General features: G+C 68.4%; 21 protein-coding genes and 1 tRNA gene. 13 read left to right on the forward strand and 9 right to left on the reverse strand.

From position 1 onward, the window contains the following. Positions 1 to 2: 2 nt before the first annotated feature. The 4 genes from tsaB to ACAM26_RS06640 form a co-directional block, all read right to left on the reverse strand. Positions 3 to 680, reverse strand: a complete 678-nt coding sequence (tsaB, locus tag ACAM26_RS06625; RefSeq protein ID WP_123140126.1) for a tRNA (adenosine(37)-N6)-threonylcarbamoyltransferase complex dimerization subunit type 1 TsaB — start codon at positions 678 to 680, stop codon at positions 3 to 5. A 91-nt stretch (positions 681 to 771) separates the two neighbouring features. After that, on the reverse strand, positions 772 to 1761 hold the full coding sequence (locus ACAM26_RS06630; protein ID WP_123140127.1) for an adenosine kinase: 990 nt from the start codon (positions 1759 to 1761) through the stop codon (positions 772 to 774). A gap of 74 nt (positions 1762 to 1835) precedes the next feature. Beyond that, positions 1836 to 2825: a ribonuclease T(2) gene (locus ACAM26_RS06635; protein ID WP_369613328.1), complete on the reverse strand. Its 990-nt coding sequence runs from the start codon at positions 2823 to 2825 to the stop codon at positions 1836 to 1838. Between the two features lie 45 nt (positions 2826 to 2870). Next, positions 2871 to 4364 carry an FAD-linked oxidase C-terminal domain-containing protein gene (locus tag ACAM26_RS06640; RefSeq protein WP_369613329.1) on the reverse strand — a complete coding sequence of 498 codons (1494 nt, stop codon included), beginning with the start codon at positions 4362 to 4364 and terminating at the stop codon, positions 2871 to 2873. Between the two features lie 135 nt (positions 4365 to 4499). Between ACAM26_RS06640 and ACAM26_RS06645 the strand changes: the two genes are divergently transcribed. Then, positions 4500 to 4575 (forward strand) — tRNA-Thr (locus ACAM26_RS06645). 188 nt (positions 4576 to 4763) lie between these two features. Here the strand turns inward: ACAM26_RS06645 and ACAM26_RS06650 are convergent. Then, positions 4764 to 5363, reverse strand: a complete 600-nt coding sequence (locus ACAM26_RS06650) for an NAD(P)H-dependent oxidoreductase (RefSeq protein WP_132230325.1) — start codon at positions 5361 to 5363, stop codon at positions 4764 to 4766. A gap of 84 nt (positions 5364 to 5447) precedes the next feature. Here ACAM26_RS06650 and ACAM26_RS06655 point away from each other — a divergent pair, with 84 nt between their 5' ends. Next, a complete protein-coding gene (locus ACAM26_RS06655; RefSeq protein ID WP_123140131.1) occupies positions 5448 to 5813 on the forward strand; it encodes a helix-turn-helix domain-containing protein in 366 nt (121 codons plus the stop codon). A 15-nt stretch (positions 5814 to 5828) separates the two neighbouring features. On the opposite strand, the gene ACAM26_RS06660 is transcribed toward ACAM26_RS06655, so the two are convergent. Then, a complete protein-coding gene (locus tag ACAM26_RS06660; RefSeq protein ID WP_123140132.1) occupies positions 5829 to 6770 on the reverse strand; it encodes a LysR family transcriptional regulator in 942 nt (313 codons plus the stop codon). Positions 6771 to 6881: 111 nt separating this feature from the next. Here ACAM26_RS06660 and ACAM26_RS06665 point away from each other — a divergent pair, with 111 nt between their 5' ends. Both ACAM26_RS06665 and ACAM26_RS06670 read left to right on the forward strand, forming a co-directional pair. Then, positions 6882 to 7454: a cytochrome b gene (locus tag ACAM26_RS06665; RefSeq protein ID WP_123140133.1), complete on the forward strand. Its 573-nt coding sequence runs from the start codon at positions 6882 to 6884 to the stop codon at positions 7452 to 7454. A gap of 91 nt (positions 7455 to 7545) precedes the next feature. After that, positions 7546 to 8538, forward strand: a complete 993-nt coding sequence (locus tag ACAM26_RS06670; protein ID WP_369613330.1) for an aldo/keto reductase family protein — start codon at positions 7546 to 7548, stop codon at positions 8536 to 8538. A gap of 358 nt (positions 8539 to 8896) precedes the next feature. On the opposite strand, the gene ACAM26_RS06675 is transcribed toward ACAM26_RS06670, so the two are convergent. Both ACAM26_RS06675 and ACAM26_RS06680 read right to left on the reverse strand, forming a co-directional pair. Then, on the reverse strand, positions 8897 to 9484 hold the full coding sequence (locus tag ACAM26_RS06675; RefSeq protein ID WP_123140135.1) for a L,D-transpeptidase: 588 nt from the start codon (positions 9482 to 9484) through the stop codon (positions 8897 to 8899). 94 nt (positions 9485 to 9578) lie between these two features. Beyond that, positions 9579 to 10430 carry an NAD(+)--dinitrogen-reductase ADP-D-ribosyltransferase gene (locus ACAM26_RS06680; RefSeq protein ID WP_123140136.1) on the reverse strand — a complete coding sequence of 284 codons (852 nt, stop codon included), beginning with the start codon at positions 10428 to 10430 and terminating at the stop codon, positions 9579 to 9581. A 180-nt stretch (positions 10431 to 10610) separates the two neighbouring features. Here ACAM26_RS06680 and nifH point away from each other — a divergent pair, with 180 nt between their 5' ends. The 9 genes from nifH (at position 10611) to ACAM26_RS06725 (ending at position 18020) form a co-directional block, all read left to right on the forward strand. Further along, entirely contained in the window at positions 10611 to 11492 is an 882-nt protein-coding gene (gene nifH / locus ACAM26_RS06685) for a nitrogenase iron protein (RefSeq protein ID WP_123140137.1), read from the forward strand. 115 nt (positions 11493 to 11607) lie between these two features. Next, positions 11608 to 13089 (forward strand): nitrogenase molybdenum-iron protein alpha chain, encoded by a 1482-nt coding sequence (gene nifD, locus ACAM26_RS06690; RefSeq protein ID WP_123140138.1) that lies wholly within the window; start codon positions 11608 to 11610, stop codon positions 13087 to 13089. Positions 13090 to 13221: 132 nt separating this feature from the next. Further along, complete coding sequence (gene nifK, locus ACAM26_RS06695; protein ID WP_123140139.1) at positions 13222 to 14793, forward strand: nitrogenase molybdenum-iron protein subunit beta; 1572 nt, start codon at positions 13222 to 13224, stop codon at positions 14791 to 14793. Positions 14794 to 15103: 310 nt separating this feature from the next. Then, positions 15104 to 15322: a putative nitrogen fixation protein NifT gene (gene nifT, locus ACAM26_RS06700; protein ID WP_005224876.1), complete on the forward strand. Its 219-nt coding sequence runs from the start codon at positions 15104 to 15106 to the stop codon at positions 15320 to 15322. 24 nt (positions 15323 to 15346) lie between these two features. Then, positions 15347 to 15547 (forward strand): 4Fe-4S binding protein, encoded by a 201-nt coding sequence (locus tag ACAM26_RS06705; protein ID WP_062275278.1) that lies wholly within the window; start codon positions 15347 to 15349, stop codon positions 15545 to 15547. A 62-nt stretch (positions 15548 to 15609) separates the two neighbouring features. Beyond that, a complete protein-coding gene (locus ACAM26_RS06710) occupies positions 15610 to 16296 on the forward strand; it encodes a dinitrogenase iron-molybdenum cofactor biosynthesis protein (RefSeq protein WP_123140141.1) in 687 nt (228 codons plus the stop codon). Then, positions 16293 to 16556 carry a DUF6129 family protein gene (locus tag ACAM26_RS06715; RefSeq protein ID WP_123142865.1) on the forward strand — a complete coding sequence of 88 codons (264 nt, stop codon included), beginning with the start codon at positions 16293 to 16295 and terminating at the stop codon, positions 16554 to 16556. Before ACAM26_RS06710 ends, ACAM26_RS06715 begins: the two co-directional genes overlap by 4 nt. Positions 16557 to 16602: 46 nt before the next feature. Next, complete coding sequence (locus ACAM26_RS06720) at positions 16603 to 17547, forward strand: hypothetical protein (RefSeq protein ID WP_369613331.1); 945 nt, start codon at positions 16603 to 16605, stop codon at positions 17545 to 17547. 173 nt (positions 17548 to 17720) lie between these two features. Next, a complete protein-coding gene (locus ACAM26_RS06725) occupies positions 17721 to 18020 on the forward strand; it encodes a hypothetical protein (protein WP_223806118.1) in 300 nt (99 codons plus the stop codon). A 42-nt stretch (positions 18021 to 18062) separates the two neighbouring features. On the opposite strand, the gene ACAM26_RS06730 is transcribed toward ACAM26_RS06725, so the two are convergent. Continuing rightward, positions 18063 to 20258: a sodium-translocating pyrophosphatase gene (locus ACAM26_RS06730; RefSeq protein ID WP_369613332.1), complete on the reverse strand. Its 2196-nt coding sequence runs from the start codon at positions 20256 to 20258 to the stop codon at positions 18063 to 18065. Positions 20259 to 20275 lie beyond the last annotated feature (17 nt).

Below are 20275 nucleotides of genomic sequence, written 5' to 3' on the forward strand. Positions count from 1 at the left end.
GATCAGCCCTTGCGGGTGACCTGATCGCGCAGATAGACGGGGATGGCCAGCTCCGGCACCACCTCGTGACCGAGCCGGTGCTCGGCCTCGGCGAGCACCGCCAGGTCACGCGCCTCGCAGACCCCTTCCTCGAGCACCCCGGCGAGTGCCGTGCCGATCTGCGGGCGCAGCCGTTCCGCATAGGCCGCCCAGCCGGGACCGACCCCGTACCAACCCTCGCCCTCGGGTGCTGGCACCGCTTCGGGGGCACAGACGCGCTCGCTGCCGCGCGCCTCGGCCAGCCCGGCTTCGTTGATCTCGAAGGCCCCCCAGTAGACCTCGTCCATGCGCGCATCGAGCGCCACCAGCAGCCGGGTGTGACCGCTGCGCCGGTAGGCGCCCTGGGCGATCGCCGCCAGGGTCGAGACCGGGATCACCGGCTGGTCGACGCCGAAGGCCACGCCCTGGATCACCGAGGCGGCGATCCGCACCCCGGTGAAGGACCCCGGCCCGCGCGCGAAGGCGAGCGCGTCGAGATCGGTGAGCCGCAGCCCGGCCTCGTCGACGAGCTGCTGCATCATCGGCAGGATGAGTTCGGCGTGGCGTCTGGGAGCGGTCTCGAGGCGCTGGGTCAGGGTCCCGTCCTGCAACAGGGCGGCTGAACAGGTCTCACCTGAGGTGTCGATCGCGAGGAGCTTCATGATGGTGGGATTACCGGGGTGATCGATGGTGCCCGTCGAGGACGGGCGATGACGCCGGGGCCGGGGCCCCGGCGGGCCGGGGCGGGCGGGATCAGGCGAAGTCGCGCAGCACCGCCTGGGTTTGCTCCGTGGTCAGGCGCGGGCCGAGGCTGGTGACCAGTCGCGCCGAGGCCGCCGAGGCCAGATCGCCGGCGCGCTGATGATCCCAGCCCTGGCTGAGACCATAGAGGAAGGCACCGGCGAACATGTCGCCGGCGCCGACGGTGTCGACCGCCTTGACCGGCACCGGAGCGATCTCGAGCATCTGTGCGCCGTCCCACACCAGCGCGCCCTGCGGGCCGCGGGTGATGGCGAAGCTGCGGCTGAGGGTCTTGAGATAGGTGATGGCGTCGCCGAGGTCCTCGCTGCCGGCCATGCCCATGGCCTCGAACTCGTTGGCGAACAGCAGGTCGACGCCCGAGCCGATCATCTCCAGCAGGCCGTCCTTGAAGAACTTCACCATGTTGGGGTCGGAGAGCGAGAAGGCGGTCTTGACGCCGGCCTCGTCGGCGATGCGCTTGGCCGCCTTGGCCGCCTCGCGGGCGCTGTCGGAGGTGACCAGATAGCCCTCGGTGTAGAACCAGCCCGAGTCGCGCAGCGCCTCCTCGACCAGTTCGTTGGTCGACAGCCCCTGGCTGATGCCGAGGAAGGTACACATGGTGCGATCGCTGTCGGGGGTGACCAGCACCACGCAGCGACCGGTGTCGCCGGCCTCCTTCTTGGTGTGGAGGTTGGTGTCGATACCGCCCTCGACCAGGTCCTGCATGTAGAAGTGCCCGAGTTCGTCGTCGGCGACCTTGCAGGAATAGAAACCGCTGCCGCCGAACTGACCGACCGCGATCACGGAGTTGGCCGCCGACCCGCCCGAGCCGCGCTGATGGTGACGCTCACGGAGGTGGTCCATGATCGCTGCCTGCTGCTGCTCGTCGACCAGGGTCATCACGCCCTTGTCGATGCCGAGGATGCCGAGGTCGTTGGGGTCGACCTCGAACTCCATGTCGACGAGTGCGTTACCGATCCCATAGATGTCGTACTTGGCCATAGTGTCTCCGTGCTCCTGAAGTCGAGGGGGCACATTGTACAGATGTCGCTCGGGGGTGCAGGGCGGCGATGTGCTCAGTCGCGACCGGCGCGGTCGACGCGTCCGCCCTTGCAGCCAGCCGCGCGCGGCGGTGCGGCGCGCAGCAGTGCGTCGAGTCCGCGTCCGGCCTCGATCGGCCCCTTGAGGGCGAGGCGCAGCTCGCTGATCAGGCCGTCGTGACAGACCAGCTGCACCCGCTCGCCCGCGCCCTTGCCGAAGGCCCTGTCGAAGGCCGCGCGTACCTCGCTCGCGCGCAGGTGCTGGCCGATGCGCGAGACGAAGAGGTCGCGGACCGGCGAAGCGTTGAGCGCGGCCAGGAGTCGCAGCGAGTCGGCGAAATAGCCCTCGGGGTCGTCGCCGTAGCAGCTGCCGTGCTTGACCCACTCGTGACGGTGCAGGGCCGAGCGCGTGCCCGGCATCACCCGGTCGAGTTCGCGTCGGGTGTCGGGCGCGAGTGCGAGCGCCGGCAGACGCTGCCAGTCGCCGTCGCGCGACAGCGCCCGTGCCTTCGCCGGGACATCGCAATAGACGTTGTCGCGCGGTTGCGGCCATAGTCCGTGGAGCGAGAAGGCGCGGGCATCGAAGCGTTGCGGGGTCTGGTCGCGGCACTCCGGTGCACGGCCACGGCGCTCGCAGAAGGCCGGCTGCCAGCTCACCGCGAGCAGATAGCGCGGTTCGCCGGTTGGGGCGGGCGGCGTGGCCGTGTCGGCGACCTCGACCAGCCGACCGCAGTCGTGCGCCACCCAACGCTGGGACGGCTCGACGCCCTGCAGACGCAGCAGATAGTGGCTGGGCTGGTCGGGGCGGTTGGCACCGACCACCGGGTAGCGCGCGCCCGGGTCGAGATGGATCGCCCCCGGGTTGGCGTCGTGACGGATGGCGACGGTGGCCGGGCAGGCGCGTTCGGCGATCAGGGTCGCCGAGAGCGGCGCGGCGCGCAGCGGCGCGAGCGCGCCGAGCGCGAGCAGCAGCGCCGCCGTCGCGCGCCATGTCGGCAGCGGTCTGATCGATGGGGTTCGGGTCATACGGTCACGTCCTCGCTGGCGCGGGCCCGGCGCGTGCCGGGCCGATCAATGTGGGTGCGGGTGCGGGTGCGCGGGCGAGGGCAGCTGACGGTATTCCGAGCAGCGTCGTGGCGTCGGCACGCCCTTGCCGGGGTTGAGCTGTCCCGCGGGGTCGAAGGCCGATTTTACCGCGTGGAACTGGGCTAGTTCGCGGGCGCTGAACTGTACGCACATCTGTCCGAGCTTCTCCACCCCGACCCCGTGCTCGCCGGTGATGGTGCCGCCGACCTCGACGCACAGCTCGAGCAGACGGGCGCCGAGCGCCTCGGTGCGTTCGAGTTCGCCGGGACGGTTGGCATCGAACAGGATCAATGGGTGCAGGTTGCCATCGCCGGCGTGAAACACGTTGGCCACCGCCAGGTCGTGTTCCGCGGCCAGCTCGGCGGTGCGGCGCAGCACCTCGGGCAGGGCGCGGCGTGGGATGGTGCCGTCCATGCAGTAGTAGTCGGGGGAGATCCGACCGACGGCGGGGAAGGCCGACTTGCGCCCCTGCCAGAAGCGCGCGCGTTCGGCCTCATCGCGCGAGACCCGCACCTCGGTGGCGCCGGCGCGCGCGAGCAGGGTCTCGACCGCCTCGACCTGGGCGGCGACCTCGGCCTCGGTGCCGTCGAGCTCGCAGAGCAGGATGGCGGCGGCCTCGACCGGGTAGCCGGCACCGATGAAGTCCTCGGCGGCGCGGATCGCCGGGCCGTCCATCATCTCCAGCCCCGCCGGGAGGATGCCGGCGGCGATGATCTCGCCCACCGCCGCGCCGGCCCGACCGACGTCGTCGAAGGCGGCGAGCAGCGCGCGCGCCAGCGGCGGGCGGGGCAGCAGCCGTACCGTCACCTCGACGGTGATCCCGAGCATCCCCTCGGAGCCGATATAGAGCGCGAGCAGGTCGTAGCCGGGGCCGTCGAGCGCCTCGCCGCCGAGTTCGATCAGCTCGCCCTCGGCGCTGACCAGCTTGAGCGCGAGCACGTTGTGCACCGTCAGGCCGTATTTCAGGCAGTGCACCCCGCCCGAGTTCTCGGCGACGTTGCCGCCGATGGTGCAGGCGATCTGGCTGGAGGGATCGGGGGCGTAGTAGAGCCCGTGGGCGGCGGCCGCCTCGCTGATGGCGAGGTTGCGCACCCCGGGCTGGACCCGCGCCAGCCGCGCCTCGGGGTCGAGTGCGAGGATGCGGTCGAGCCGCGCCAGGCTGAGCACGATGCCCTCGCCGCAGGGCAGGGCGCCGCCCGAGAGTCCGGTGCCGGCGCCGCGCGCGACCACCGGCACCCGACGCTGGTGACACAGCCGCATCACCTGCTGCACCTCGGCGACATCGCGCGGCAGGACCACCAGCAGTGGCGTCTGGCGATAGACCGAGAGCCCGTCGCACTCGTAGGGGCGCACCTCTTCTTCGCGCGCGAGTACCGCCTCGGCGGGGAGGAAGGTGCGCAGGGCGCGCGCCAGTTCGGCACGGCTGGCGCACAGCTCGGGGTCGTCGAACGGACGTCCGGGTGGCTGGATCCGACTCATCGGCGGTCTCCTCGGCGCTGGTCTCGTGGTGTGCCGTCGGTCGGGACGAACGACGGCATTTGAGCATCGGGTGCGCTTCGCGCTAGAATCGCCTCCCCCAGCACCCTTCTTGGGTGCCGGCACCCCTACCTCAAGGCTGGCGTAGCTCAGTTGGCAGAGCAACTGATTTGTAATCAGTAGGTCGTCGGTTCGAATCCGTCCGCCAGCTCCATCTCTCCGCTCCCCGGTCTCTGTCGATCTCCGCGTCCCGAGACACGATCACGGTTGCTGTGATCCGGGCGTCATGTCCCTGCTGCAGGCCCCGGACCCCATCGCTCTACTTCCGCTCGTTGACGGTCGCTGTCGTGCCCTGCCTGTCGGATAGGATGCGCTGGCAGCCCTGTCGCCGGGATCGGTCCGCTATGCGGCGGCCGTCTCGATGTGTCTGGCCAGATGGGCATCGAAACGGCTCAGGGCCTGCTCGATGTCCGGGTTCTTCATCACGTCGTAGCAGGCGAAGGTCGCGAGCGGCGTCATGCCGAAGAAGCGGAAGTTCATGTGCACGGGAAAGAACAGGTCGTCGACCGAGCGGCCCTGGAAGAGGTCTTGCTCGGGGTCGTCGAAGGCCGCCCGGGGCGCGTTGAAGGTCAGTGAGAGCATGTAGCGCTTGCCGGTCAGGGTGCCGCCGGAGCCGTATTGTCTGGAGGGGTCGCTGCGGGTGCGACCGTCGCCCTCGCACAGCTCGCCCGCCATGCCCGCCGAGTAGACCTCGTCCATGTAGCGCTTGAACGTCCAGGGCACGCTCATCCAGTAGACCGGGGTCTGCAGCAGGATGATGTCGGCCCACCGGTGTTTGTCGAGTTCGTCGGCGAGCCTGTAACCATCGTGGACGACAGTGGTGCGGATAACGTGACCTTGGTCCCCGAGCAGGGTACGGGCGCGTTCGACGAGCGTGGCGTTGAGCCGGCCGGGCGAGGACGGGTAGGGCTCATGGGCGTTGATGATGAGGATGTTCGACATCGCTGCGGCTCCACCGTGTGAGACTGTGGTGGTATGGTGTGACACCAAGTAACCCTCGTCAATCAGTATACTTTTTGTAACCACATGAAGACACCCAAGCCCTCCCTCGAACCCGTGCCGGATGGGTGTAAGGCCGTCCTCGATGCCTGTACCGAGCCCTGTCCGATCGAGCGCGGGATGCGGATCATCGGTGGCAAGTGGAAGGGCTCGATCCTCTGGCACCTGCAGGACGGCCCCGTGCGCTTCAACGACCTGGCGCGCCAGCTCGGCGGTGCCAGCAGGAAGATGGTCGCGCAGCGGCTCAGGGAGATGGAGGAGATGGGGCTGGTGGAGCGCACCGTGCTCAGCACCCGCCCGATCGCCGTGACCTACGAGATCACCGACTTCGGGCGCTCGTTGCTGAGCGTGCTGGAGCAGCTCAAGGCGTGGGCCGAGGCCCACGGGGTATGAGCATGTGATGCCCGCTCAGCCCCCGGCGTCCGCCGCCAGCCCATGCGCGGCCTTGAGCTGCTGGCGGATCCACAGGCACATCGGGTCGCGGTGGAAGCGCTCGTGCCAGTAGAGATGGATCTGCGGGCGATCCAGGGTGGTGGTGGTCGGCGCCTCGCGCACCACCAGCGCGCTGCCCCGGGTGAGTGTCTCGGCGAAGCGTCGCGGCAGGCGGAAGACGACGTCGCTGTGCTCGCAGAAGGCGGCGATGGCGCTGAAGCTCGACAGTCGCAGCGGCTCGTTGAGCCGTTCGCCGGGTGCGAGCAGCCCCTGCTCGACCAGTTCCTGCCCGAGTAGGCCGCCGCCGCGACTGGTGAGCGAGACCAGACCGTGGCGCGCGGCGACATAGCGCTCGACGGTCAGCTCGCCCGCTGCCAGCGGGTGGTCGGCGCGCATCACCAGCGCAAAGGTCAGTGGTGCCAGCGGGGTGCGATGGAGTTCGCCGGTGCCGGCGGCGGGGGTGAACGCGGAGAGCACGAAGTGCACCTCGCCGCGCTCGAGTTGGCCGAAGTGCTCGCGCGGCTCGCTCTGGACCTCCAGCACCATCCCCGGCGCCAGCCGACTCATGCGCGCGAACAGCGGTGGCAGGAACCAGCCGATCTCGGGCTCGGGGCCGTGGAAGCGCACCGTCTGGGTCGAGGTCGCCGGGTCGAAGTCCGGGCCGGCGACCAGTCGCTCGGTCTCGGCAAGCAGCTGGCGCAGCCTCGGCAGCAGTCGCTCGGCACGCGCGCTCGGCACATAGCCGCTGGGGGTGCGCACCAGCAGCGGGTCGTCGAACAGGGCGCGCAAGCGCCGCAGCGCACGGCTGACGGCGGGCTGGCTCATCCCGAGCTGCTCGGCGGCGCGCGAGACGTGACGCTCTTCCAGGAGCTGGCGCAGCACCACGAGCAGGTTCAGGTCGAGGTCGCGGAGATTCATTCAGCGAATATGCATTATCGCACTCATGCATTGGAAGCATGAGTGTGCACCCCCTAGTCTGGCGACATCGAAACCAACCGCCGCTGCGCGGCGCCAGACGGAGATTGAACGATGCGTCCAGATACCCCCACCAGACTGAGCGGCAACACCATTGCGCTGCACTGGATCGTCGCGGTGATGATGATCGTACTGACCCTCAGTGGGCTCTACATGGAACAGGCCGGTGTCTATGCGCTCTACCCCTGGCACAAGTCCTTCGGTGTGCTGATCGTGCTCTTCGTGGCACTACGGGTGCTCTGGCGCATCCGTAACGGCTGGCCCGCGCACGTCGGTCGCTACACCCGGATCGAGCAGTGGCTGGCCAAGGCGGTGCACTGGCTGTTGATCATCGGTACGGTGCTGATGCCGGTCTCCGGCTTCATGATGTCGGCGCTGGGCGGGCACGGCGTGTCGCTGTTCGGGCTGGAGCTGGTGGCGCCGAACCCGGACCCGGCCGACCCGCAGCAGGTGGTGCCGATCAACGCGCTGCTGGCGCAGCTCGGTCACTGGCTGCACGGTCTCGGCGGCGATCTGCTGATCGGTGCCGTGGCGCTGCATCTCGTCGGCGCGCTCAAGCACCATCTGATCGATCGCGACGGCACGCTGCGACGAATGCTCGGCGCCGAGGTGCAGGTCGACGGCTGAGGCCGGTCGGTCGGCGCGACGGGCCGGGTTGGTCCGTCGTCGCCGTGCTGCTAGTGTTGCCTCGACATGACCAACCCTGGGAGTGCGAGACATGCGCGACGCGCACCATGACCTGCGAACCGTCACCCTGCGCAACGGCGTGCGGATGCCGACCCTCGCCTTCGGCACCGCCTTCGGTGACTGGGTGGGCGCGACCGCCTTCCAGGGCTTCCTCCCCGAACGGGCCTGGCGCGCCGTCGATCTGGCGCTGGACAACGGCTATCGGGCGTTCGACTGCGCCCATGTCTACGGGACCGAGCGCATGGTCGGCACCCTGCTCGGTCAGCGCTTTGCCAGCGGCGCCCTGACCCGCGATGCGGTCTTCATCACCACCAAGCTCGCCCATCCGGCGGCGCCGCCGCACCTCAACGTCTCGCACAAGCGGACCTGGGACGCCGACCGGGTCGAGGACATCGCCCAACGGGTCCGCGACGACATGGTCGACAGCCTCGATGATCTCGGGCTCGGCTATGTCGACCTGCTGCTGGTGCACTGGCCGGGGAGCTTCAGCGCGCCGCCCGGCGGCGACCCGGAGGTCTCGCGGCGCGCCCGCGCCACCATCTGGCGCGCCTTTTGTGAGCTTGCCGACAAGGGCGCGGCGCGCGCCATCGGTGTCTCCAACTTCACCATCGACCATCTGCGCCAGCTGATCGCCGACGTGCCCGAGCCCGCGTACCGTCCCGCGGTCAATCAGGTCGAGATCCACCCCTATTGCCGGGACCCCGAGCTGGAGGCCTTCTGCCGCGCGCAGGGCATCGTCGTCACCGCCTATGCGCCCTTCGCCAGCGGGGCCTTCGAGTTGCTGCGCGACCCGGTCCTGGTCGCCATCGCCGGGCGTCACGGCAAGAGCCCCGGTCAGGTCGTGTTGCGCTGGCACCTGCAGCGCGGTCGCGCCGCGCTGCCCAAGACCTCCAGGGCCGAGCGCATGATCGAGAACCAGTCGATCCACGACTTCATCCTCGACGCCGAGGAGATGCGGGCGATCGACGCGCTCGGCGTCGGCACCCCCCGCCGCACCTGTCCTGACCCGACGGCGATCGCCTGAGGGACGATCGGGTTTCCAGCCGTCAGTCGGCAGTCGGCAGCCGCCAGCTTTCAGCCGCCAGCCGCCAGCCGCCAGCCGCCAGCCGCGCCAGCCGCGCCAGCCTTTCCACTGGAGGCTGACAGCTGGGATCTGGGAGCTGGAGGCTGATTCGCCGCGTCTTTGCCGTCAGCGCCGGTCATGAACACCGGTCCACCTCACTGGAGGCTGACAGCTGGGAGCTGGCGGCTGATTCGCCGCGTCTTTGCCGTCAGCGCCGGTCATGAACGCCGGCTCTCCTCACTGGAGGCTGACAGCTGGGGGCTGGCCGCTTGAAGACTGGCCGCTGGCAACGGATTCCGCGCCCGCGGCATCAGCGGCATCAGTTGACGACCTCGACTCGGTCGCCGAGACGCAGGCGCTCGAAGAGGAAGCGGGCGTCGCGCTCGCCGACGCGCACGCAGCCGTGCGAGTCGGGGTAGCCGGGGAGCCAGCCCTCGTGGAGGAAGTAGTGGCCGTGGAACTGGATGGCGTAGGGCATCCACGCCTGCCAGCCGAGCTGGTTGGTGTAGCGCGAGGAGACCTTGTCGATGTCCTTGGCGAGCACGGCGAAGCGTCCGCGCGGGGTGGGGTGGCCGGCGCGGCCCGATGAGATCGGGCCGCTGTGCACCGGCTCGCCGTCCTCGATATAGGTGAAGCGCTGCTCGCCGAGATCGATGCGGATGGCGCGCCTGGCGGCGTCGCTCGGCCCGCTCGGCGGTCCGGGATCGGTGGTCGGGGGTGTTCCGGGTGGTTGTGGCTCGGTGGCGACCGTGGCGGGTGCGGTCGCGACTGGGGCGTCGACCGGCTCCGGCGCGGGGCGCTCGGGCGGCGCCGCGCAGCCGCTGCCGAGCAGGGTCACGGTGAGCAGGATGGTCGGGGCGGTGGCGGGATGGTTTCGGTCTGTTGCCGTGTCGCTCGGCTGCTCCATGGTTCGCTCCCTCGGCGTGCCCGCCCGTCTCCGGGGCCGGGGCCCGCCGGTGTGGATCCGCGTCGCGCCCTCCCTGTCCGCGCCGCCCGGCGGCTCATAGCACCGAGATCCGCACCTCGTAGACCCCGCCGATCACCACGTACTCGTCCTCGCCCTTGAGCAGGTCGGGGAGCAGCCGGTTGTAGAAAAATACCTTGGGGCGCGGCACCTCGGTTTCGAGGATGTAGTCGCCGAACTCGTCGGCGCGCTCGCGCTCGCTGGTGAAGCTGTTGAGGTTGTTGAGCAGCACGCGGTAGCGATGGCGTCCGACCCGTTCGAGGACCTCGTGTTCGTCGATGCGGTTGATCCCGCGATAGAGCCGCAGGTGGGTGCGCCCGGGGTCGCGGCGCTGCAACTCGTACTGGCCGTAGGTATAGAGCAGGTCGAGTTGGGACTCGAGCGCGTTGGTGGCGTAGAGCCCCTGGGTGCCGGCGGCGACATAGCGCAGATAGGTCTCGCTGCCGCGTCCGTGCAGCGGGCCGGCGTGGTGGCGTGCGAGCAGGCCGAAGCGGCTCTCCGCCCAACGCTTCAGCACCGCGCCCTCGCGCCCGTCGGAGTCGAACGACCAGCCGCGCACCATGCGTTGGTAGTCGGCCTTGGCGCGTCCGCGACGTCCCCGGGTGAGCCCGGCCTCCTCGGGGAGGTCGAGGAGGAAGCGCCAACGCATGTAGTCCTGGAAGTGACGCGCGCGCGCGCGATGCTCGGGGATGGCGTCGAGGTTGCGCAGCAGTGGGGTGTGGAGTGGGGCGATGCCGTCGAGTTCGAGGTCGACCGGGTGTTGCTGGTAGGTGAGGCTGCCGAGGATCACCGCCGGCAGGTTGCAGCGGTTGAGCGTGAGTCTGGCGTGTGCCGGGAGCGAGGGTGGCGGCGGGTCGGGCGCCTGGGTCGTTTGTCTGTTGCTATCCATACAGCCCCTGCGGCTTTGTCGTGGATACGACCATCCGGTCTCTGCCCGAGGGGTGTTGAATAATCGAGCCCAATCAATGCGGTAGGTCGTTTTATCGATGTTGGCACGGTGGCTGCTTGAGCCTCCGTGTGGATAACGTCGTGCAACGCTCGCCAAGCGAGCCAACGAGAGGAACCTACCATGGCAACACGGCAATGCGCCATCTACGGCAAGGGCGGCATCGGTAAGTCGACCACCACCCAGAACCTGGTCGCCGGGCTCGCCGAGCTGGGCAAGCGGGTGATGATCGTCGGGTGTGACCCCAAGGCCGACTCGACCCGTCTGATCCTGCACTCCAAGGCCCAGGAGACCATCATGCAGATGGCCGCCGACGCCGGCTCGGTCGAGGATCTGGAGCTCGAGGACGTGCTCAAGGTCGGCTTCGGCGACATCAAGTGCGTCGAGTCCGGCGGTCCCGAGCCGGGTGTCGGCTGCGCCGGTCGCGGCGTCATCACCGCGATCAACTTCCTCGAGGAAGAGGGCGCCTACGAGGAGGATCTCGACTTCGTCTTCTACGACGTGCTCGGCGACGTGGTCTGCGGCGGCTTCGCGATGCCGATCCGCGAGAACAAGGCGCAGGAGATCTACATCGTCTGCTCCGGCGAGATGATGGCCATGTACGCGGCCAACAACATCGCCAAGGGCATCGTCAAGTACGCCAGTTCCGGCGGCGTGCGTCTCGCCGGGCTGATCTGCAACAGCCGCAATACCGCCCGCGAGGACGAGCTGATCATGGAGCTTGCGCGTCAGCTCGGCACCCAGATGATCCACTTCGTCCCCCGCGACAACATCGTGCAGCGCGCCGAGATCCGCCGCATGACGGTCATCGAGTACGACCCCAAGTCGGGCCAGGCCGACGAGTACCGCACGCTGGCGCAGAAGATCATCGACAACCAGATGTTCGTGGTGCCGACGCCGATCTCGATGGATGAACTCGAGGACTTGCTGATGGAGTTCGGCGTGCTCGAGGAAGAGGACGAGAGCATCGTCGGCAAGACCGCGGCAGACGAGGCGGTGGCCTGAGCCCAGTCCCGAGCCATCGCGCGGACGCGCCGCCGTCGGCGACGTCCTGTCCCCCAGCGTTTCTCACCGCGCGACCGTCGGCGGATTGGCCGCGGCGCCGTATAGAGGACACAGCATGTCGAACATGACCCTCGAAGAGACCAAGGCCCTCATCCAAGAGGTGCTCGAGGCCTATCCCGACAAGGCGCGGAAGGATCGCGCCAAGCATCTCGCGGCCAACGACCAGTCGGTCGAGCAGTCGAAGAAGTGCATCATCTCCAACCGCAAGTCGCAGCCCGGCGTGATGACCATCCGCGGCTGTGCCTACGCCGGCTCCAAGGGCGTGGTGTGGGGTCCGATCAAGGACATGGTGCACATCTCCCACGGCCCGGTCGGGTGCGGTGCCTATTCGCGCGCCGGTCGTCGCAACTACTACACCGGCCACACCGGGGTGAACACCTTCGGCACGATGAACTTCACCTCCGACTTCCAGGAGAAGGACATCGTCTTCGGCGGGGACAAGAAGCTCGAGAAGCTGATCGACGAGATCGAGCAGCTCTTCCCCTTGGTCAAGGGCGTGAGCGTGCAGTCGGAGTGTCCGATCGGCCTGATCGGCGACGACATCGAGGCGGTGGCCAAGAAGAAGACCAAGGAGCACGGCAAGCCGGTGGTGCCGGTGCGCTGCGAGGGCTTCCGCGGCGTGTCGCAGTCGCTCGGCCATCACATCGCCAACGACGCGATCCGCGATCACGTGCTCGGCAATCGCGACGATCAGGCGTTCGAGTCGACCCCCTACGATGTGGCCATCATCGGTGACTACAACATCGGCGGTGATGCCTGGTCCTCGCGCATCCTGCTCGAGGAGATGGGGCTGCGGGTGGTCGCGCAGTGGTCGGGCGACGGCACCCTGCCGGAGATGGAGCTGACCCCCAAGGTCAAGCTCAACCTGATCCACTGCTACCGCTCGATGAACTACATCAGCCGCTACATGGAGGAGAAGTACAGCATCCCGTGGATGGAGTACAACTTCTTCGGTCCGACCAAGATCGCCGAGTCGCTGCGCAAGATCGCCGCCTTCTTCGACGAGACCATCCAGGCCAACGCCGAGAAGGTCATCGAGAAGTACCAGGCCGAGTACGAGGCGGTGATCGCCAAGTACCGTCCGCGCCTCGAGGGCAAGAAGGTGATGCTCTATGTCGGCGGGCTGCGTCCGCGTCACGTCATCGGCGCCTACGAGGACCTCGGCATGGAGGTCGTCGGCACCGGTTACGAGTTCGCCCACAACGACGACTACGACCGCACCATCAAGGAGGTCGACAACGCGACCCTGCTCTACGACGACGTCACCGGCTACGAGTTCGAGGAGTTCGTCAAACGCGTCAAGCCCGACCTGATCGGCTCCGGCATCAAGGAGAAGTACATCTTCCAGAAGATGGGCGTGCCCTTCCGTCAGATGCACTCCTGGGACTACTCGGGTCCGTATCACGGCTACGACGGTTTCGCCATCTTCGCCCGCGACATGGACATGACCGTCAACAACCCCTGCTGGAACAGCATGCAGGCCCCCTGGCTCAAGCCGGCCGCGGCCGAGACCGAGGCGACCGCCGCCAGCGCCTGATGATCCGTTAGTCCCCAGCGGTCAGCAGCCAGCGACCAGCCCGCCCGGGCTGGTGGCTGGGGGCTGACGGCAGACCGCCCTAGACCTAGATGCCGTCGTCCGCGGATTTGCGGCGCGGCAGGAGCACAAGCCATGAGCCAGACCGTCGACAACATCAAGCCCTGTTATCCGCTGTTCCGCGACGCGGACTATGTCGAGAGCCTCGCCAACAAGCGCGAGACCGTCGAGGAGGTCGCCTCGCCCGAGAAGATCGAGGAGACCTTCGCCTGGACCACCACCGAGGAGTACCAGGAACTCAACTTCAAGCGCGAGGCGCTGACCATCAACCCGGCCAAGGCCTGTCAGCCGCTCGGTGCGGTGCTCTGCTCGCTCGGCTTCGAGAAGACGCTGCCCTATGTGCACGGCTCGCAGGGCTGCGTGGCCTACTTCCGCACCTACTTCAACCGTCACTTCAAGGAGCCGGTGGCCTGTGTCTCGGACTCGATGACCGAGGACGCGGCGGTGTTCGGCGGCCAGAAGAACATGTTCGACGGGCTGGAGAACGCCCGCGCGCTCTACAAGCCGGAGATGATCGCCGTCTCCACCACCTGCATGGCCGAGGTCATCGGTGACGATCTCAACGCCTTCATCGGCAACGCGCGCAAGGAAGGTCACGTCCCCGAGGACTTCCCGGTGCCCTTTGCCCACACCCCGAGCTTCGTCGGCAGCCACACCACCGGCTGGGACAACATGTTCGAGGGCATCCAGCGCTACTTCACCCTCAACGCGATGGAGGACAAGGTCGTCGGCTCCAACGGCAAGATCAACCTGGTGCCGGGCTTCGAGACCTATCTCGGCAACTACCGGGTGATGCACCGGATGATGCAGGAGATGGGGGTCGACTACAGCCTGCTGTGCGATCCCGCCGAGGTGCTCGATACCCCGGCCGACGGTGAATTCCGGATGTACGACGGCGGCACCTCGATCGCCGAGGTCAAGGATGCGCCCAACGCCGTCGACACCCTGTTGCTGCAGCCCTGGCAGCTGGTCAAGACCAAGAAGTTCACCCAGCAGACCTGGAAGCACGATGTCCCGGCGCTCAACATCCCGATGGGGCTGGCGTGGACCGACGACTTCCTGATGAAGGTCTCCGAGCTCACCGGCAAGCCGATCCCCGAGTCGCTGACCCGCGAGCGCGGCCGTCTGGTCGACATGATGACCGACAGCCACACCTGGCTGCACGGCAAGAAGTTCGCGCTCTACGGTGACGCCGACTTCGTCATGGGCATGACCCAGTTCTTGATGGAGCTGGGCGCCGAGCCGACCCACATCCTCTGCAGCCACGCCAACAAGCGCTGGAAGAAGGCCGTCGAGAAGCTGCTCGCCGAGTCGCCCTACGGCGCCTCCGGCAAGGTCTACGTCAACCACGACCTCTGGCACCTGCGTTCGCTGTGCTTCACCGACAAGCCCGATTTCCTGATCGGCAACAGCTACGGCAAGTTCATCCAGCGCGACACCCTGCACAAGGGCAAGGACGCCGAGGTGCCGCTGATCCGCATCGGCTTCCCGATCTTCGACCGTCACCACCTCCACCGCATGACCACCATGGGCTACGAGGGCGCGATGTACATCCTCACCACCCTGGTCAACGCGGTGCTCGAGCGCCTCGACGAGGAGACGCGCGAGATGGGCGTGACCGACTTCAACTACGACCTGGTGCGCTGACCTGGAACCGCGAAGGCGCCAAGGACGCAAAGGTGTGATGGGCGCGTCCCGCTGCCTTCGCGGTCGAGCCACGCACGTGGGGTGCGCTGCCGACCATCGCTCGCCCGACTCTTGGTGGACGCAAAGGCTGTTCGCAAGGTCGCCCGGAGCGAAACAGAAGCAGGTCTGTAAGCACCCCATGTGTGCCGATCCATCAGATGCGCGCGGGCCGGAGAGCCTGGAAACCGAATACCGTGGACGGGGTAGGTGCTCTTGGTGCTCTTCGCGTCTTCGCGGTTTTTCCCGCCGCATCGCAGACAAGGCGAAACCGATGCCTAACGTGATGATCCGCAAGAATGAAACCGGGGCGCTGCTCTTCTATGTCGCCAAGAAGGACATGGAGGAGACCATCGCCTCGGTCGAACAGGACAGCGCCGAGCGCTGGGGCGGGGAGGTGGCGTTGACCGACGGCTCGCGCTGGTACATCGACCCGATCAGCCCGCCGCCGAGCTTCCCCACGACGCTGCGCTTTCGCCGCGTGGACGACTGAACCGCCCTGAGGAGGTACCCAATCATGGCCTATCAAATCCTGCGCGACCTGTGCACCGCCTGCGGCGACTGCCAGCAGGCCTGCCCGAACCAGTCGATCAGCCCCTGGAAGGGGGTCTACCGGATCGACGCCGCGACCTGTACCGAGTGCGATGGCGAGGGCGAACCGGGGATGCCGCAGTGTCTCGACGCCTGCATGGAAGAGGACTGCATCGTCCCGGCCTGAGCCGGATCCGGCCCGTCCCGGCGCATCGGGACGGGCCCCGCCAACACCAGGGAGTCACCCTCATGACCGTCGTACCACTCTCCGACGACATCGCGCTGCGTATCGGGCTCGCCGCCCGCATCCTCCCCGAGATCGATGTCGCGCGCCTGCTGCGCGTGCTCGAGACCACCCTGGGACTGCCGCCGACCGCCGACAAGCTCGATCGTCTGCGATTGCGCGATCTGCGCCAGGGTGCCGACGGCGCGCTCGCCGACCTCGAGCCCGAGCGTCTCAGGGACGCGCTCGCCATCCTCAAGGGCGAGGCCGGCGAGACCCAGCCGCCGCCGCTGCCCGAGCCCTATGCCGAGGGTGAGCTGCCGGACTCGATCCGGGTCGCCTGCGCCTCGGACTCGGGTGAGCAGCTCGACGGCCATTTCGGCGCGGCGCGACGCTTCCTGGTCTATCAGGTCTCGGCCGAGGCGATGCGGCTGATCGAGGTCCGTGAGATCGACGACAGTCAGGCCGAGGACGATCGCAACAGCTATCGCGCCGGTCTGATCGCCGACTGTCAGCTGCTCTACGTCGCCTCGATCGGGGGACCGGCCGCGGCCAAGGTGGTCAAGGTCGACGTCCATCCGATCCGCGTCGCCGATGGCGGCGAGGCGCGTGCGCACTTGCGCGAGCTGCAGGGCGTTCTCGCCGGGCATGTCCCGCCGTGGCTGGCCAAGGCGATGGGGCAGGCGGGCGCCCGGAGCGGGGTTGCGGCATGATTGCGCCCGAGCGGATCGAGCAGGTCGTTGCCGTGGTCTCGCGCATCGGTGTCAACGCGCAGGCCGTGCAGGCGCTGCGCGAGAGTTTCGACGAGCTGCACTTCACCCTCTGTCTGGAGGATGAGGTCGGCGTCCGCGAGCCCTATCGCGAGCTGCCCGGGGTGAGCCTCTATCTGGTCGGCGCCGGCGCCTCGGGTTGCGCCGCCCTGACCGATGATCCGGCCGAGGCCAGCGGGTTGCTGCTCGCCACCCACGCATGAGCCGGGGGCCGGCCCGTGCTCCTGTCACCGAATCGAGTCCAGTCCGATGACGATGATCGCCAGCACCACCGTCCACCCGCCTGTCGCCGAACTCGAACTCGCCGTCGCACGGCACTGTCAGGACTGTTCGCCCGAGGGCGGGATCGGGTCCCTGGTCAGGACACTCCAACGGCTGTTCCCGGCCTGGCCGCTGCGCCACGTCCTCACCCGCGGCGGCTGGTATCGGCTCGGCGGCGTGGTCGATCTCGACGGTGAGCGGGTGGCCGAACAGATCCGCCCCTGGGCCGAGGCGGCGCTCGCCGCCGCCGGCGGTGATCTGGAGCAGATGCTCGACGAGCTGCCGCAGGGGCGTCTGTTCGCCACCCGGGTCGAGGGTCGCACCCATTACCTGACCGTTGCCACCGGGCACAGCCCCGATGCCGCCATCCAGATCGAGGTCGAGGAGCTTCAGGAGGTGTTCGAGCGCCCACTGACCGATCCCGACTGGTTCCCCGAGGGGCTCGGCGAGTTCATCGACCCGGTCGATGTCCCCAGGGTCGAGCCCGAGCCGGTGGGGGCGCCGCGACTGGTGTTCCGACGGTTGCTGCGTCTCGACACCCTGGAGGAGCACGACACCGGGTTGCGGCGCTTCTTCGCCGACTGGGCGCGCAGCTCCGCCGGTGAACAGGCGCAGCTCTGTCACCATTGGATTGTCGCGGTGCGCGATGGCGGAGGACGCGGCAGCGCCCGACCGGTGGCGGCCTGCGCCGCCGCCCCGCCGCTCACCGTCGGCGAGGGCATGCGCGGCACGGCGCTGGCCAACCAGCTCCACGCCTTCGACCGCCGCCTGGGCTATCCCTTCGCCTGGTACTTCCACATGCTGACCAGCCCGCGGGTGTCGCACCAACTGGTCGAGGCGGTGCATGCCGATCTGATGGGCGCCTACGACTATCTGCCGGCGCGTGACCTGCAAGTGCTGCGTGACTGGTATCGAGATCCGTATGGTGTCTGACCCGCAGGTTTGCGATCGACTGCGGCCCCGAGGTTTTGAGGCGGTGCTAGAATCGGGCCACGGAGGCATGCCGGTTTGCGCATGCCGACCCGACAGGCAGTCCTGCCTTCATTACCGCACCGCACCGCGCCCGCGCGGGCGGTCAACCAGGGGAGTTGGTTATGAAATGCGCCATGCTTCTGACCGGAAACGGCCCGATCGTGATCCTGACCTCTTACGACTCGATCGAGAATCCGAAGCTGCTCGAGCGGCTCAACAACAAGGGGATCCCCAAGTTTCTCGCCTATGAGATCCCGCTGGAGTTGGCCGAACAGCGTTATGGCGGCCACTTCCGCAAGGTCACCAACGGTTTTACCGAGACCGACGACCTGCGGGTGCTCGATCACAACGGTCATCGCGCCTTCAACCTGTTCAGCTGGGACGAGCTGGGCGAGCCGCTGGCCCACGAGGCTCCGCTCTCGACCCACATCTAGACCGACCCCGCCCGGCCCCCCTCGGGCCGGGCGCCCCGCCGCTCACAACAGGCTGTGGCTGGTGCTCACCCCTGCCATCACGATGGCCACCACGCTCATCAGCTTGACCAGGATGTTGAGGCTCGGCCCCGAGGTGTCCTTGAAGGGATCGCCGACGGTATCGCCGATCACCGAGGCGCGATGGGCGCGTGAGTTCTTGCCGCCGTGGTGACCGGCCTCGATGTATTTCTTGGCGTTGTCCCAGGCGCCGCCCGAGTTCGACAGGAACACCGCCAGCACGAAACCGCTCGACAGCCCCCCGACCAGCAGCCCGATCACCCCCGCCACCCCCAGCAGCAGACTCACCGCCACCGGCGCGCTCACCGCGATCAGCGCCGGCACCAGCATCTCGCGCTGGGCACCGAGCGTCGAGATCGCCACGCAGCGCTCGTAGTCCGGCTCCGAGGTGCCGGCGAGGATGCCGGGGTCGGCGCGGAACTGACGGCGCACCTCCTCGACCATCAGCCCGGCTGCGCGCCCCACCGCCTGCACCGTCAGCCCGCTGAAGACGAAGGCGACCATCGCCCCGAGCAGCACCGCCACCAGCACCGCGGGGTTGAGCAGGGTGACGTCGAAATAGGTCATGAAGTCGGCGAGGGTCGCCCCGGCGGTGGCGACCACCACCTCGTGACCGAGTTCGAGGGTGACGACCCCGGTGCGGATCAGCTCGATGCGCACCACCTCGACATAGGAGGCGATCAGCGCCAGCGCGGTGAGCGCCGCCGAGCCGATGGCGAAGCCCTTGCCGGTGGCGGCGGTGGTGTTGCCGAGGGCGTCGAGTGCGTCGGTGCGGGCGCGGACCTCGGGGCCGAGGCCGCTCATCTCGGCGTTGCCGCCGGCATTGTCGGCGATCGGTCCGTAGGCATCGCTCGCCAGGGTGATGCCGAGCGTCGAGAGCATCCCCACGGCGGCGATCGCCACGCCGTAGAGCCCCTGGTTGAGCGCCCCGGGGTCGAAGCCCGAGGCGCAGAGGAAGGCGACCAGGGTGCCGGCGCCGACGGCGAGGATGGGCACCGCCGTCGACAGCATCCCCACCCCGATGCCGGCGATGATCGCCGTCGCCGGTCCGCCTTCGGCCTGCTGGGCGATGTGCAGCGTCGGCGCATAGCTCGGCGAGGTGTAGTACTCGGTGGCGCGACCGACGACGATGCCGGTGAGCAGTCCGCTGACCACCGCGCCCCAGATCCCCCAGGGGTTGGCGACACCGAGCGCCCACAGCAGCAGCGCGCTGGCGACGACGATCAGCGCCGCGGCGGCATTGACCCCGCGCGAGAGCGCGCCGAGCAGGGCGCGCTGGTCGGCGCCCTCGCGGGTGCGCACCAGGAAGACCCCGAGGATCGACAGCAGCACGCCGAGCCCGGCGATGGCGATCGGCGCCACCACCGCCTTGATCTGCAGCGTCGGGTCGCCGACATAGGCCGCGGCGCCGAGGGCGCAGGCGGCGAGGATCGAGCCGCAGTAGGACTCGAACAGGTCGGCGCCCATGCCGGCGACGTCACCGACGTTGTCGCCGACGTTGTCGGCGATCACCGCCGGGTTGCGCGGGTCGTCCTCGGGGATGCCGCTCTCGACCTTGCCGACCAGATCGGCGCCGACATCGGCGGCCTTGGTGAAGATGCCGCCGCCGACCCGGGCGAACAGCGCCTGCATCGAGGCGCCCATGCCGAAGGTCAACACCGTGGTGGTGACCAGCACCATGCGCACCCCGGCATCCTCTCCGGCCGGCAACAACCAGTCGGCGAGGGCGAACCAGACGACGATGTTGCCGAGTCCGAGTCCGACCACCACCAGCCCCATCACCGCACCGCTGCGAAAGGCGATGCGCAGCGCCCGGGGCAGCGAGGTGCGTGCCGCCGCCGCGGTGCGGGTGGCCGCGCGGGTGGCCGTCTGCATGCCGATGTAACCGGCCAGCGCCGAGAACAGCCCGCCGCAGACGAAGGTCGCCGGCAGCCAGGTGCTCTGCAGCCCGAACCCGTAGGAGAGCAGCGCGAACAGCGCGGTGAGCAACGCGAACACCAGCAGCATCAGCCGATACTGCTGGCGCAGATAGGCCATGGCGCCGTGGCGGACATGGTCGCCGATCTCGCGCATGCGCGCGTTGCCCTGCTCCTCGGCAAGCATCTCGCGGAAGAAGCGCGCCGCGACCACCAGCGCGGTGAGCGCGGCGACGGGGGCGATCCAGAAGGCGATCTCGTTCATCGGTGGTCTCCCTGACG

It is taken from the genome of Marichromatium sp. PS1, from assembly GCF_041155115.1.
In the GTDB taxonomy this organism is placed as follows: domain Bacteria; phylum Pseudomonadota; class Gammaproteobacteria; order Chromatiales; family Chromatiaceae; genus Marichromatium; species Marichromatium gracile.

Bases quoted from the DNA above. Each gene is read 5' to 3' on its own strand.
- ACAM26_RS06660 (WP_123140132.1), bottom strand. From the start codon at position 6,770: ATGAATCTCCGCGACCTCGACCTGAACCTGCTCGTGGTGCTGCGCCAG.
- ACAM26_RS06655 (WP_123140131.1), top strand. From the start codon at position 5,448: ATGAAGACACCCAAGCCCTCCCTCGAACCCGTGCCGGATGGGTGTAAG.
- ACAM26_RS06725 (WP_223806118.1), top strand. From the start codon at position 17,721: ATGCTTCTGACCGGAAACGGCCCGATCGTGATCCTGACCTCTTACGAC.
- ACAM26_RS06670 (WP_369613330.1), top strand. From the start codon at position 7,546: ATGCGCGACGCGCACCATGACCTGCGAACCGTCACCCTGCGCAACGGC.
- ACAM26_RS06715 (WP_123142865.1), top strand. From the start codon at position 16,293: ATGATTGCGCCCGAGCGGATCGAGCAGGTCGTTGCCGTGGTCTCGCGC.
- ACAM26_RS06720 (WP_369613331.1), top strand. From the start codon at position 16,603: ATGACGATGATCGCCAGCACCACCGTCCACCCGCCTGTCGCCGAACTC.
- ACAM26_RS06680 (WP_123140136.1), bottom strand. From the start codon at position 10,430: ATGGATAGCAACAGACAAACGACCCAGGCGCCCGACCCGCCGCCACCC.
- tsaB (WP_123140126.1), bottom strand. From the start codon at position 680: ATGAAGCTCCTCGCGATCGACACCTCAGGTGAGACCTGTTCAGCCGCC.
- ACAM26_RS06665 (WP_123140133.1), top strand. From the start codon at position 6,882: ATGCGTCCAGATACCCCCACCAGACTGAGCGGCAACACCATTGCGCTG.
- ACAM26_RS06630 (WP_123140127.1), bottom strand. From the start codon at position 1,761: ATGGCCAAGTACGACATCTATGGGATCGGTAACGCACTCGTCGACATG.
- ACAM26_RS06705 (WP_062275278.1), top strand. From the start codon at position 15,347: ATGGCCTATCAAATCCTGCGCGACCTGTGCACCGCCTGCGGCGACTGC.
- ACAM26_RS06730 (WP_369613332.1), bottom strand. From the start codon at position 20,258: ATGAACGAGATCGCCTTCTGGATCGCCCCCGTCGCCGCGCTCACCGCG.
- ACAM26_RS06675 (WP_123140135.1), bottom strand. From the start codon at position 9,484: ATGGAGCAGCCGAGCGACACGGCAACAGACCGAAACCATCCCGCCACC.
- ACAM26_RS06710 (WP_123140141.1), top strand. From the start codon at position 15,610: ATGACCGTCGTACCACTCTCCGACGACATCGCGCTGCGTATCGGGCTC.
- nifD (WP_123140138.1), top strand. From the start codon at position 11,608: ATGTCGAACATGACCCTCGAAGAGACCAAGGCCCTCATCCAAGAGGTG.
- ACAM26_RS06640 (WP_369613329.1), bottom strand. From the start codon at position 4,364: ATGAGTCGGATCCAGCCACCCGGACGTCCGTTCGACGACCCCGAGCTG.
- nifK (WP_123140139.1), top strand. From the start codon at position 13,222: ATGAGCCAGACCGTCGACAACATCAAGCCCTGTTATCCGCTGTTCCGC.
- ACAM26_RS06635 (WP_369613328.1), bottom strand. From the start codon at position 2,825: ATGACCCGAACCCCATCGATCAGACCGCTGCCGACATGGCGCGCGACG.
- nifH (WP_123140137.1), top strand. From the start codon at position 10,611: ATGGCAACACGGCAATGCGCCATCTACGGCAAGGGCGGCATCGGTAAG.
- nifT (WP_005224876.1), top strand. From the start codon at position 15,104: ATGCCTAACGTGATGATCCGCAAGAATGAAACCGGGGCGCTGCTCTTC.
- ACAM26_RS06650 (WP_132230325.1), bottom strand. From the start codon at position 5,363: ATGTCGAACATCCTCATCATCAACGCCCATGAGCCCTACCCGTCCTCG.